Source organism: Microcystis viridis FACHB-1342 (assembly GCF_014698335.1).
Taxonomy (GTDB): Bacteria; Cyanobacteriota; Cyanobacteriia; order Cyanobacteriales; family Microcystaceae; genus Microcystis; species Microcystis ichthyoblabe_A.
Window position 1 is genome coordinate 1 of record NZ_JACJSV010000101.1, and the last position, 11268, is coordinate 11268.

Consider the following 11268-nt stretch of genomic DNA (forward strand, 5'->3'; position numbering starts at 1 on the left):
TTATTGGGAGTTTCCCTGATTTGTACCCAGTAACGGGGCGGCGGAAATTCTCTTAATCCCTCCTACAGCATAGGTTATGGCCTTTTGTCAACGGGGAAGTCAAGAAATACAATCGACCTAACATTGCATTGACGGCATAACTAGCTTGATGATCTGACATAATGATAAGTAGTCGTGCAAAATTAATTTCCTAGTGAAGATAGGCAAAAGGCAAAAGGCAAGAGGCAAGAGGTGGTTAGATATGTGTAGTTAATTTTGCTTAGGTACTTAATAGAGGGGCTCTTCTGGTTTCTGTGTGGAAACGAGGTCTATACTGATAGTTTCTTCGACAAAATAGTCCTAAAAGTGTTACCCGATAAGCATTTCACGATTCCATAAGCAAAAATTATCACACAAAGTCGAGAAGAGCCATAGAGGGAATTAATAGAAGAAAAATAACCGCATTAAATTAGTTAAAAACGCTCATTTTCTAGCCATTGTTCTAAATCCTCTACTGACTGAAAATCTAATAAAGCTTCTCCTAAGTTTTCTAAATTTTCTAGAGAAAGACTTTGGATATTGGCAGATAATTCGGCAGAAATGCCACCTATACGCCGATTTAATTGACGTAGAAGCAAATTGATGGCTTCTTCTTGTCTTCCTTCCCCTTTGATTTCCTGATAGATGACAGATTCTTTCATAATGTCCTTCCTCAACAATTGTTGAATGATGTCTTTGTTTAATACTAATCCGGCGAGAATTGCTGTGGAGGCAGCCAGATTGCTTTGTTCTCGACTGTCGCTGATTTGTTCGATTTTTTGGGCGATTTGCCGCAGTAAATTCTCTTGCTCCTCAGCTTGAGCTAGTATAGCAAAGGGCAATAGTCCCGGTGCTTGCAATAAGGGTTGATAGGGTTGTTCCCATAGTCTAATCACCTCAAATTGATGATAAGTTTTTCCCTGTTGATAGTCATTCTGTCTGACTAGGGGTAAGGTACTTCTCCTTAGATAAATCACTACCTGATAGATAGGTTTGCCTTGATAGCGTCGATAGAGTTTTGTGGCATAATCGAGCATTCTATAGGGAATATCCTCTTTAGGGTCGGCTTGGAACTCAATATGTAAGATTAGTTCTTCTGACTCCAAAAAGATTAAACTATCGGCTCTTATCGGCTCTAATGATAACTCTGAGGGTTTAATTTCGGTTAAATCCAAAGGTTTACCTAATAACCAAGTGGCTAAATCTCTCGAATATTCCAGGGAGATAAATTTACAAGTAGAATCATACATCAGTCTTGACTATATTTTACTCAAAAATGGAGATAAATAGACTAAAGCCTGGTAAGACATCCTCTCCGCTGAAATTAGCGGGTAGTTCCATAATTTCTAAGGGTTGCTGAGGACGATAAATTTCCACTTGTTGTTGTTGAGGATTAACTAGCCAACCTAATCGCAAACCACTGTGGAGATATTCCCGCATTTTAGCTTGAATTTCTGGGAGGGAATCGCTACGGGAGCGCAGTTCAATGACGAAATCAGGACAAATAGGCGGAAATTTCTCCTGTTCTTCTCGACTTAGAGCTTGCCAACGAGTTAAACTCACCCAAGCGGCATCGGGAGCGCGATCTCCCCCCTTCGGCAAACGAAAAATCGTCGCCGAACTAAAGACTTTACCCAATTGGGTTTGATGATTCCACAACCAAAGCAAACTAATAAAATCGGCCTCTCGGTTGCCGCTAATTCCCCCAACAGGTGGCATCACAATTAATTCTCCTTGAACGTTTCTTTCCAATTGCCAATCTGGGTTAACTTGACAGAGACGGTAAAACTGCTCATCGGTGAGATTGACTGTATCTAAGTTTAAAATCACTGCTGCCATAGCTATATTTCACCCTAGAAAACACTCTAGTCTTAATTATAGTCAATTAGATTCCCCGCCAGATTGCGATCGCACCGTCCCGATCTCCAGTGACTAACCAACGACCATCTCGACTGGCAACCATTCTTAAGATGACGTTTCCCTTGAGGGTATTCAAGTGCCGACGGGTATTAACATCCCAAAATTTCACAGTGCCATCCCCGGAAGTGCTGGCCAAAACTTTACCCCCATCCAGCAGGGCCATATCGGTAACAGCGTCGTTATGGGCGAGAATAGTAGTGGTGCCGATGCCGCTTTTCACTTGCCAACCGCGGATCGAACCGTCTTGACTAGCAGTACCGGCGGTATTACCATCCTTAGAAAAAAGCACCCGATAAACGGGGAATAAATTACCTGCATAGGCACGAATAAAGCGACCGGTACTCACTTTCCACAGTTTAACGAAGCCATCGTAATCGGCGCTAACAATTCCTTTACCATCGGGACTAAATGCGATCGCCTGAATCGGATGATTATGACCGCGCAGGGTTTTTAACAGTGTACCCGTCTGAAAATCCCAGAGTTTGACTGTACGATCCCAGCTACCCGTGGCCAAAATTTTGCCATCGGGAGAAATAGCGGCATCAGTAACGAGAAAAGCATGGCCGGGATAGGTCATTTCTAATTTTCCCGTGCGCGTATTCCAGCGTTGCACTTTTCCCCCCGCATCGGCAGTTACGAAAGTCTTACCATCGGGACTAAATTGGATAGCGTTAACGGTATCACCTAGTTGCCAAGTCCTGAGAGGTTTTTGGGTTTTTAGGTCCCATTCCCTGACAGTGCCGTCAAAACTACCACTCAGCAGCCTGGAGTTATCGGGACTAATAGCCAAAGCATAGATGGGATCCTGATCGGCTTTTAAAATAGTAACCCGTTCGACGGTCTGCCAAGGAACCATTTCTGCTAGGGGAGGTGCTTGCGGAGTGATGATTTTGCCTTTTTCCTGATTGACTGCACAACCACCAGATAGCAACAGTAGCAATAATAACGATAACGTCGGTTGATAAAGGGTTATTTTCATAGAATTTTGCCGTTGTCAAAATCATCTTAAACTACTTTAAACTTGAACTGGTAAAATTTGAATAGAATAACGACAACGAGGAACAAGATAAATGACAAATTCTTGATTGGTTGTGTTGGCTTATTCCAGAACATTCTGTAAATTTTCACCGTGAGCAATGACCACTTTTTCATTATAGGCAATGTATTGATTTTTATACAAATCAAGCACGGTTTCACAATTTTTGTTTAACCAACGTAACATTTCTTGGGCTTGTTCTTGAGAGATTGAGTCTGTCATAATCTTTCTAAGGAGAGACGGTTTTTATGAGAAGAAAAGCAGCACTAATCAGTTTATTTTTGTCAATTAAAGCTTCTATTTGCTCCGATTGATAACAAGCTGCTTCGACTTCTAAAGAAGCGGCATCCAAAGCATTAAGATAAGCATCGTTTAAAGTGTCTGTTAATTCTTCATCACTTAAATAATATCCTGCTGCTTTTCGGCGTTTATTTTGGCGTTGAATTTCTCTAACACTATTGCGAATGGAGACATCCCAAGAACGAGTGGTTCGGTTTTCTGCCTGTTGTTTAATTAAATGAAGTAATAAGATAACAGCATAACCACGAATGGTGCTAATAATCCCATTTTTGCTCATATCTTCAAGGTCTTCTACAATCGCCAGTGAACCTTTAATATCACCTTTTAAGAGCAAAGCTTTTAATTCTAAAAGTTCTTCCATAATCCAATTTCTTCCCCCAAATATACCTTAATTATATCTTGCCACAAGTCTCTCTATCCCAAAGCTCATTTAAGGCCATCTTGAGCAAAAAATTAATCATTTTTTCATCTAGTTTGAGGTTTTCTGTGCTACGCTATGGTTTTTTATCTAAAAATGGAGTTTTTAATTATGACTCAAAAATTAGCAAAATTAAGCGATTTTCGGCGATTGTATGGGCGAATTGCATTCTATCTCTAATGTATAAATGCGATCTCCTTCTTTTAACTTTAAGCTAAAATAGATTGAGTTCGTTGTGATCGATCGATGGGAAAAAAAGAAAGACTGCTAGAAAAGGCCAAAAACTCATCTCAAGGATTACGTTTTAGCGAATTTGAGAGTTTGCTTAATCTTTGCGGTTGGACTTTTGACCATCAAACAGGAAGTCATCACATTTGGTATTCATCTAAGAGAGTCCGTCTATCTATTCAACCGACAAAAAACGGTGAAGCGAAAGCTTATCAAGTTAAACAATTTTTAAAAATACAGGAGGAAGAAAATGAATCCAACAACCGACGATTTTAACGGTTTTAGCATTAATATCTTCCAAGATGAGGAGGGAGATTGGATAGCATACTTAGTAGAAATGCCTAGCGTTTCCGCTTTTGCTGATCGCCCCCAAACAGCACTCAATCAATTAATTTTAGCTTGGGAAGGCGTTAAAGAAAGTTATCGTCAACATGGTGAAGAAATTCCTCATTTAGCTATGACAAAAAATTAGGCAAACTGTTGTGTATTGAAACTGGGTCTTGAAAAATTTAGTACAAATGCTCGGACTTTTTTTTCCCAACCCCTAACCCCAAATTCTGCTACTCAGATTCAGGTTTCTTAGGGTCTTTTTCTGGGGTATTAGGGGCGGGATTTGGGGCTATTGTCGCAATTTGGGCGGCCATTCTTGTCATTGCTTGACCTTGGGCGAATTCCTGCTGTAGTTGTTCGCTAGAAGAAACCAAACGACTTAAACCCTGAATTAAGCGGATAATTTCCTGTCGCAGTTGCGGATTACCAGTAATTTCATCCACATCCGAGGTGATTTTCTGAAGATTGGCAAAAGCGGCACGAGAGGAGTCGAGGAGTTGCTGTAGGGTGACAACAGTGGCAGGATCGGAGAGATAAGCAGTAAAGTTACCCAAATTTTCGCTTAATTTAACAGCATTTGCCGAAATAGTGTTTAAATTGTCGATAATTTGGCTTTTCTGCACTTGTGTCAGAATCGGATCCAAAGCAGCGAGAGTAGTTTGTAGGCGATCGCTGGTAGTTTTGATACTATCGAGAGTGGCAATTAAACGATTTTGATTAGCTGCCAAAAAAACCCGCAGTTCTTCGGTAGTTTCTCCCACCAAAAGCAGCGTTTTTCGGGCTTCTACTAGGGTAGCGTCTAAATTTCTCAGGCCGCCACTTCCCTGTAAACTTCTCAGTAAAGTAGTCGCTTCCTGACTCAATCCCCCGACACCGGAAAGATCACTAGAAAGGCGATCGAGGGAACCGGATACTTGCGGTAAAGATTCTAGGGATCTCATACCCGAATTAAGTTTACCTAGAGTACCGCTGCGACGTACCTCGCTTAAAGCGGTGGTTGCCTCACCACTAAAGCGATCGAGTCCCCCCAAGGCATTGGCAGCGCGTTGGGTAAAGGAACGAAATCCGGCCACCATATCGGGATCGCTAACTAGATTAGAAATTCTCAGTAAAGATCTGATCAAGGTATTGACATTGAGCGCCGATTGCCCTTGTAAACGGGAACCGTTACAGATAATCACTTCCCCATTGCAGTTAGGACTCAAAGGGGGTTCTTTGACACCACCGACGGGTAAAGCTTGCAGGGGAGTAATATCGATCGTGGTTTCACCGACTAAACCGGATTGAATGGCTTCGATGAGGGAATTACTGGGAATTAGGCGATCTGCTGGCGAAATCTCCACTTCTACGGCGACTCCCTCCGGTTCTGGGGTAATTGCCGTCACTTGCCCGATTCTCACTCCCCGATAACCGACGCGGGTTCCCACCATCATGCCACCCACATTAGGAAAAAGGAAGCTGGCTCGATAACTGCGTCCCCCGAAGCTAAAATTACTTAACCAAGCGACAAACCAGATTAATATTCCCCCCGATGTCAGTAACATTAAACCGATACCACTTTGCCGCAGAGTTGGGGAAATCCCTCGTTGTGAACCGCCAGCTTCCATAAATAATTACTCCTCATCTCTACACAGTATCAGGATACACAAAAACAGGTTTTCTCGAAAATGATCGGTGAGTTGAACGGTTATAAACAAGTGTATCAGCTGCAGCTGGAGTTAGATAATCTGGAACAAGAAGCGATCAAAATGGCCAAAGTAGCCATTAATCTAGAACAATACCTAAAACCAATTATTGGACAGTTTCAAGGCTTGATCGATCGCGTAGTGACCATTGACGGGGAACTTTCCCGCAGTGTCAGCGAAAAAGATGCCTCTAGTTTAGCAGTTGGATAGATTTTCTTATATACTTTTTCCCCAAGTATGACAACTGGGGAAAGCTGGAACGGTGGCACACCATAAATCATCCTCTTGCCAAACAATAACTTTAATATTCATCTTTAACTTTTTTGTTCTTATACGTCGAAGTAATGATCGATATCAATCGGGAACCACTCCCCATCTAATACCTGTTCGAGGGAGAAAGGAGGCTCCACAGGAATCGCATCGCCAGTGACGGTTTTCGCTTGTATTAGGGTTTTTCGAGCGTTCGAGTAGGCTTTTTGAAAATAATCCCGCGCATGGTTACTGAGAGTAGTGGTTTCTAGCCACTCTCCTAGTTGAGTTCGGAAACTGGCAATTTCTCCTACCCAGTGACAGACGTTGCGTTCTCGCTCCCGTTCCGATCTGTGATAAGCTAACTTAAACAGGTGTTCGATAAGCTGGGTTAATAAACTCTCTACAGCCCGTCTGTCACTTTTCCCCATGCACTCCACTTCCTCGATCAGATTTTCCCAGTCCACCTCATCAAACTTTTTTAGCTTTAAAAGTTCGGCGGTTTTTGAAGTCCAGAGAACAAAATCCTGATCGTATAAGGCTTTCATTGATAAAGCTGTTTCTACTGCCATAGTTTCGTTCCCACTGATCATAAAACTATGTCTTTAGCTTAACTTTACTAGCGCAAACCTTTTTAACTTTTTTGTCTTTCACTAAGCATTGTAACTCGATCTCATCAGACGTTATACAATAAATCTTGTCCCTCGATCGCATTGTCCCATGACTACCCCCTTCACTGCCGCAGAAATTGCCTCAGAAGGCATCAAACCCGAAGAATACGAAGAAATAGTCAAAAGACTGGGAAGACACCCCAACAAAGCCGAATTAGGAATGTTTGGCGTGATGTGGTCGGAACACTGCTGTTATAAAAACTCCCGGCCGCTGCTCAAACAATTCCCCACCACCGGCGAAAAAATTCTCGTCGGACCGGGGGAAAATGCCGGAGTAGTGGATTTAGGCGATGGATTGCGATTAGCCTTTAAAATCGAGTCCCATAATCATCCTTCTGCGGTGGAACCGTTCCAAGGTGCCGCTACCGGAGTCGGAGGTATCCTGCGGGATATTTTTACCATGGGGGCCCGGCCCATTGCTATCCTCAACTCTCTCCGTTTTGGTAACTTGCAAGATGCCCGCAATCGTCGCATTTTTGCCGGAGTCGTGGAGGGAATAAGTCATTATGGCAATAGTGTGGGCGTTCCCACGGTGGGCGGTGAGATATACTTTGATAATGCCTACAATGGCAATCCCCTAGTTAATGCCATGGCTTTAGGGCTAATGGAAACCGAGGAAATCGTTAAATCCGGGGCAAAAGGTCTGGGAAACCCAGTTTTATACGTTGGTTCTACCACCGGCCGCGACGGTATGGGAGGGGCGAGTTTTGCCAGTGCCGAATTAACCGATAAATCTATGGATGACCGGCCCGCGGTGCAAGTGGGCGACCCTTTTCTGGAAAAATCCCTGATAGAAGCTTGTTTAGAGGCATTTAAGACCGGTGCGGTGGTGGCAGCCCAGGATATGGGGGCTGCTGGGATCACCTGTTCTACCTCCGAGATGGCGGCCAAGGGAGGGGTGGGAATTGAATTAGACCTCGATAAAATACCCGTCCGGGAAACCGGGATGGTCCCCTACGAATATCTGCTGTCGGAATCCCAAGAAAGAATGTTATTTGTGGCAGCATCGGGACGAGAAGGCGAATTAATCGAGATTTTCCATCGTTGGGGACTTCAGGCTGTGGTCGCTGGCCAGGTAATTGCAGAACCGATCGTCCGTATATTATTTAAAGGGGAAATTGCCGCCGAAATTCCGGCCACGGCCCTAGCGGATAATACTCCGATTTATCATCGGGAATTACTAACAGAACCGCCGGAATACGCCCAAAAAGCTCAATTATGGCAAGATAGCACGATTCCTATTCCCGAATCCTATAACGAGATTTTATTAAAACTGCTGGATAGTCCCTCGATTGCCTCAAAACGCTGGGTTTATCGTCAATATGACCATCAAGTCCAGAATAACACTGTTATTCTCCCCGGGGGGGCCGATGCGGCCGTGATTCGCGTGCGTCCTCTGGGTGCTAATCCCGCAAATTCTCGGCGAGGTGTAGCGGCGACTACAGATTGTAATCCGCGATATGTTTATCTTGATCCCTATAACGGAGCTAAGTTGGCCGTGGCGGAAGCGGCCAGAAACCTTAGTTGTGTTGGGGCTGACCCCATTGCTGTCACGGATAATCTCAATTTCGGAAGTCCAGAGAATTCAATCGGTTATTGGCAATTAGCCACTGCTTGTCAGGGTATTGCTGAAGCTTGTCGGGAAATGAATACACCGGTGACTGGGGGTAATGTCTCTTTGTACAACGAAACCGTTGATGCAGCTGGCAGCCCCCAGTCTATTTATCCGACTCCCGTGATTGGGATGGTGGGATTAGTGCCGGATATCGGGCAAATTTGCGGCCAAGGTTGGCAAAAAGCGGGGGATTTAATCTATCTTTTGGGTTTCTCCTTGCCAACTATCGGCGCTTCCGAATATTTAGCCGTTATTCACGGTTTGGTGACGGGAAAACCGCCGGTAATTGATTTTGAGTTAGAAAGAAAGGTACAAGCGGCCTGTCGTTGGGGAATTCGCGCCGGTTGGGTGAAATCTGCCCACGATTGCGCCGAGGGAGGTTTAGCCACTGCTCTGGCAGAATGCTGTATTAGTGGGCAGTTAGGGGCGGAAATTGACCTTTCTTGGCAGCATCAGGGCCGTTTTGATGCGGTATTATTCGGGGAATTAGCTAGTTGCATTATCGTCTCCGTTTCCCCCGAAAATCAGCAAGATTGGGAAGAATATCTAAAGACACAATTGGGAGACTATTGGCAAATAACTGGCAAAGTTAGCGAAAAAAACGAGAATCTTCGGATTTTTGACCGGGATAAACAACCAGCGATCGATGTTAGTCTAGAAACTATACAGCAAGTTTGGTCAAAAGCGATCGAAAGAAGGCTGTAATCTTGAGGCCGTCAGCTAGATAAGATGGCCGATTATATCGGTAAATAAAGGCTGATAGCTGATAAATAAATCGTTAAAAGAAGATTAAGATCGGTTAAGATTTTGTTACCAAAGTATTCTGCAGCCCCAACCCTCCCATGTCTAGCCATCCCGACTCATCTGTATCTTTTGCCAGTGTCGATAAGCCTGAAGAAGCCTGTGGAGTTTTTGGACTCTATGCCCCCGAGGAAGAAGTAGCAAAACTGACCTATTTCGGACTCTATGCCCTGCAACACCGAGGACAGGAATCGGCAGGTATTGCCACCTACGACGGGGAAACGGTGCATTGTTACAAGGAAATGGGCTTAGTTTCCCAAGTTTTTAACGAAACTGTCCTTAAAACCTTGCCGGGTACTCACGCCGTCGGTCATACTCGTTACTCTACCACCGGTTCTAGCCGTCGCGCCAATGCCCAACCTGCCGTGATCGAAAGCCGTTTAGGTAAACTTTCCTTAGCACATAACGGCAATTTAGTCAATACTTTTGAGTTAAGAAATGTATTAGAACAGCGCGGTTGTGATCTCGTCACCACCACCGACTCGGAAATGATCGCCGTCGCTATCGGTCAGGAAGTGGATAGTGGCAAGGATTGGATAGAAGCGGCGATCGATGCCTTTAGCTATTGTAGCGGGGCTTACAGCCTTGTTATCGGCACACCGACGGGAATTATCGGGGCGCGGGATCCCAATGGTGTCAGACCCTTAGTAATTGGGGTTTTGCAAGAAGAAGGCAATCCCCCCCGTTATGTTTTAGCTTCGGAAACCTGCGGATTAGATATTATTGGGGCCGATTATCTGCGGGATGTGCAGCCGGGGGAATTAGTTTGGATTAGTGAAGATGGCTTATCTTCGGTGGATTGGGCCATGAAACCGGAGAAAAAATTATGCGTTTTCGAGATGATTTATTTTGCTCGTCCCGATAGCATTGTTCACGAGGAATCTTTATATACTTATCGGGTACGTTTGGGGGAACAATTAGCCAAAGAGTCGCCGGTAGAAGCAGATATGGTAATGGGAGTTCCCGATTCGGGTATTCCGGCTGCGATCGGATTTTCGCGCATTTCTGATATTCCCTACGCGGAAGGATTGATTAAAAATCGTTATGTGGGACGGACTTTTATTCAACCAACCCAACACATGAGAGAGTCGGGAATTAAGATGAAATTGAATCCTTTAAAGGATGTTTTACAGGGAAAAAGAGTTATTATTGTTGATGATTCGATCGTGCGGGGAACCACTAGCCGGAAATTAGTTAAAGCTTTACGCGATGCTGGAGCAAGAGAAGTTCACATGAGAATATCTTCTCCTCCGGTGACTCATCCCTGTTTTTATGGCATTGATACGGACAACCAAGAGCAATTAATTGCGGCAACTAAATCGGTGGCCCAAATTCAGGCACAAATCGGGGTGGATAGTTTAGCTTATCTCAGTCACGATGGGATGTTAACAGCAACGAAAGAAGATCCGAAAACCTTCTGTACTGCTTGTTTTAATGGCGATTATCCGATTCCTGTACCTGATAATGTTAAGCGATCGAAGTTGATCTTAGAAACAGTTAAATAGGGGTTGCTGAATAAATCTAAAAACCTTGCTGGGTAAGACTTTTAGACTTTTTATCACTGGACTTCCCCGTTGACAAAAAGCCATAACCTATGCTGTAGGAGGGATTAAGAGAATTTCCGCCGCCCCGTTACTGGGTACAAATCAGGGAAACTCCCAATAAATCTAACGCTTTTTGTTGCAGTTGAGTCGGTCGAGTTATCTTAGAAAAACGATAACTTCCCTCCCTAATCGTACATTCCACTGTATTCAAGCAAATTGTCCCCAGGTCTTCCAACAAAGTCCGAAAGCTATGCACAGGAAAGTTCTCTTGATTCCGTTTTTTTCTCTCTTTAGACTGAGCGGATTCACTCCGATTGGCTTTAATCACATTCAGACAACTATCATCAATTTCTTCATCCTCAAATAATAAAGGAGCCAAGCACTGTTTTAAATGCCATTCCACATAATAAGCCAACATACATAAAAAGATATGAGCTTTGACTCTATCACCCT

10 protein-coding genes and 4 pseudogenes are annotated in these 11268 nt (G+C 43.9%); 5 read left to right on the top strand and 9 right to left on the bottom strand.

The features are described 5' to 3' along the window. Positions 1-452: 452 nt before the first annotated feature. The 5 genes and pseudogenes from H6G40_RS21500 to H6G40_RS21520 form a co-directional block, all read right to left on the bottom strand. Positions 453-1268: a DUF4351 domain-containing protein gene (locus H6G40_RS21500; RefSeq protein ID WP_069474175.1), complete on the bottom strand. Its 816-nt coding sequence runs from the start codon at positions 1266-1268 to the stop codon at positions 453-455. Positions 1269-1284: 16 nt separating this feature from the next. Next, complete coding sequence (locus tag H6G40_RS21505) at positions 1285-1857, bottom strand: Uma2 family endonuclease (protein WP_002739186.1); 573 nt, start codon at positions 1855-1857, stop codon at positions 1285-1287. A gap of 46 nt (positions 1858-1903) precedes the next feature. Continuing rightward, positions 1904-2917 (bottom strand): WD40 repeat domain-containing protein, encoded by a 1014-nt coding sequence (locus tag H6G40_RS21510; RefSeq protein WP_002738878.1) that lies wholly within the window; start codon positions 2915-2917, stop codon positions 1904-1906. A 36-nt stretch (positions 2918-2953) separates the two neighbouring features. Then, positions 2954-3196: pseudogene (locus H6G40_RS21515) on the bottom strand (DUF5678 domain-containing protein). A 7-nt stretch (positions 3197-3203) separates the two neighbouring features. Further along, positions 3204-3635: a DUF29 family protein gene (locus H6G40_RS21520; RefSeq protein WP_002791659.1), complete on the bottom strand. Its 432-nt coding sequence runs from the start codon at positions 3633-3635 to the stop codon at positions 3204-3206. A 303-nt stretch (positions 3636-3938) separates the two neighbouring features. Between H6G40_RS21520 and H6G40_RS21525 the strand changes: the two genes are divergently transcribed. Next, a complete protein-coding gene (locus H6G40_RS21525) occupies positions 3939-4196 on the top strand; it encodes a type II toxin-antitoxin system HicA family toxin (protein WP_069474174.1) in 258 nt (85 codons plus the stop codon). After that, a complete protein-coding gene (locus tag H6G40_RS21530; protein WP_002738523.1) occupies positions 4171-4392 on the top strand; it encodes a type II toxin-antitoxin system HicB family antitoxin in 222 nt (73 codons plus the stop codon). Before H6G40_RS21525 ends, H6G40_RS21530 begins: the two co-directional genes overlap by 26 nt. Before the next feature lie 88 nt (positions 4393-4480). Here H6G40_RS21530 and H6G40_RS21535 read toward each other — a convergent pair whose 3' ends face one another. Further along, positions 4481-5857, bottom strand: coding sequence for an MlaD family protein (locus H6G40_RS21535; protein WP_190538229.1), 1377 nt, complete (start codon positions 5855-5857; stop codon positions 4481-4483). Between the two features lie 30 nt (positions 5858-5887). Here H6G40_RS21535 and H6G40_RS21540 point away from each other — a divergent pair. Continuing rightward, a pseudogene (locus H6G40_RS21540) lies at positions 5888-6124 on the top strand (formylglycine-generating enzyme family protein); the annotation flags it as partial. Between the two features lie 33 nt (positions 6125-6157). Here the strand turns inward: H6G40_RS21540 and H6G40_RS21545 are convergent. Further along, positions 6158-6247: pseudogene (locus tag H6G40_RS21545) on the bottom strand (type II toxin-antitoxin system HicB family antitoxin); the annotation flags it as partial. A gap of 17 nt (positions 6248-6264) precedes the next feature. Then, positions 6265-6756 (bottom strand): DUF29 domain-containing protein, encoded by a 492-nt coding sequence (locus H6G40_RS21550; protein ID WP_081330815.1) that lies wholly within the window; start codon positions 6754-6756, stop codon positions 6265-6267. A 148-nt stretch (positions 6757-6904) separates the two neighbouring features. Between H6G40_RS21550 and purL the strand changes: the two genes are divergently transcribed. Together purL and purF are read left to right on the top strand one after the other, a co-directional pair. Beyond that, positions 6905-9175 carry a phosphoribosylformylglycinamidine synthase subunit PurL gene (purL, locus tag H6G40_RS21555; protein ID WP_069474172.1) on the top strand — a complete coding sequence of 757 codons (2271 nt, stop codon included), beginning with the start codon at positions 6905-6907 and terminating at the stop codon, positions 9173-9175. A gap of 137 nt (positions 9176-9312) precedes the next feature. Next, complete coding sequence (gene purF, locus H6G40_RS21560; RefSeq protein ID WP_069474171.1) at positions 9313-10776, top strand: amidophosphoribosyltransferase; 1464 nt, start codon at positions 9313-9315, stop codon at positions 10774-10776. A gap of 127 nt (positions 10777-10903) precedes the next feature. Here the strand turns inward: purF and H6G40_RS21565 are convergent. Continuing rightward, a pseudogene (locus H6G40_RS21565) lies at positions 10904-11268 on the bottom strand (IS1634 family transposase); the annotation flags it as partial.

Excerpts from the sequence above, each read along its gene's own strand:
- H6G40_RS21500 (WP_069474175.1), bottom strand. The coding sequence starts at position 1,268 with ATGTATGATTCTACTTGTAAATTTATCTCCCTGGAATATTCGAGAGAT.
- H6G40_RS21505 (WP_002739186.1), bottom strand. The coding sequence starts at position 1,857 with ATGGCAGCAGTGATTTTAAACTTAGATACAGTCAATCTCACCGATGAG.
- H6G40_RS21510 (WP_002738878.1), bottom strand. The coding sequence starts at position 2,917 with ATGAAAATAACCCTTTATCAACCGACGTTATCGTTATTATTGCTACTG.
- H6G40_RS21520 (WP_002791659.1), bottom strand. The coding sequence starts at position 3,635 with ATGGAAGAACTTTTAGAATTAAAAGCTTTGCTCTTAAAAGGTGATATT.
- H6G40_RS21525 (WP_069474174.1), top strand. The coding sequence starts at position 3,939 with ATGGGAAAAAAAGAAAGACTGCTAGAAAAGGCCAAAAACTCATCTCAA.
- H6G40_RS21530 (WP_002738523.1), top strand. The coding sequence starts at position 4,171 with ATGAATCCAACAACCGACGATTTTAACGGTTTTAGCATTAATATCTTC.
- H6G40_RS21535 (WP_190538229.1), bottom strand. The coding sequence starts at position 5,857 with ATGGAAGCTGGCGGTTCACAACGAGGGATTTCCCCAACTCTGCGGCAA.
- H6G40_RS21550 (WP_081330815.1), bottom strand. The coding sequence starts at position 6,756 with ATGGCAGTAGAAACAGCTTTATCAATGAAAGCCTTATACGATCAGGAT.
- purL (WP_069474172.1), top strand. The coding sequence starts at position 6,905 with ATGACTACCCCCTTCACTGCCGCAGAAATTGCCTCAGAAGGCATCAAA.
- purF (WP_069474171.1), top strand. The coding sequence starts at position 9,313 with ATGTCTAGCCATCCCGACTCATCTGTATCTTTTGCCAGTGTCGATAAG.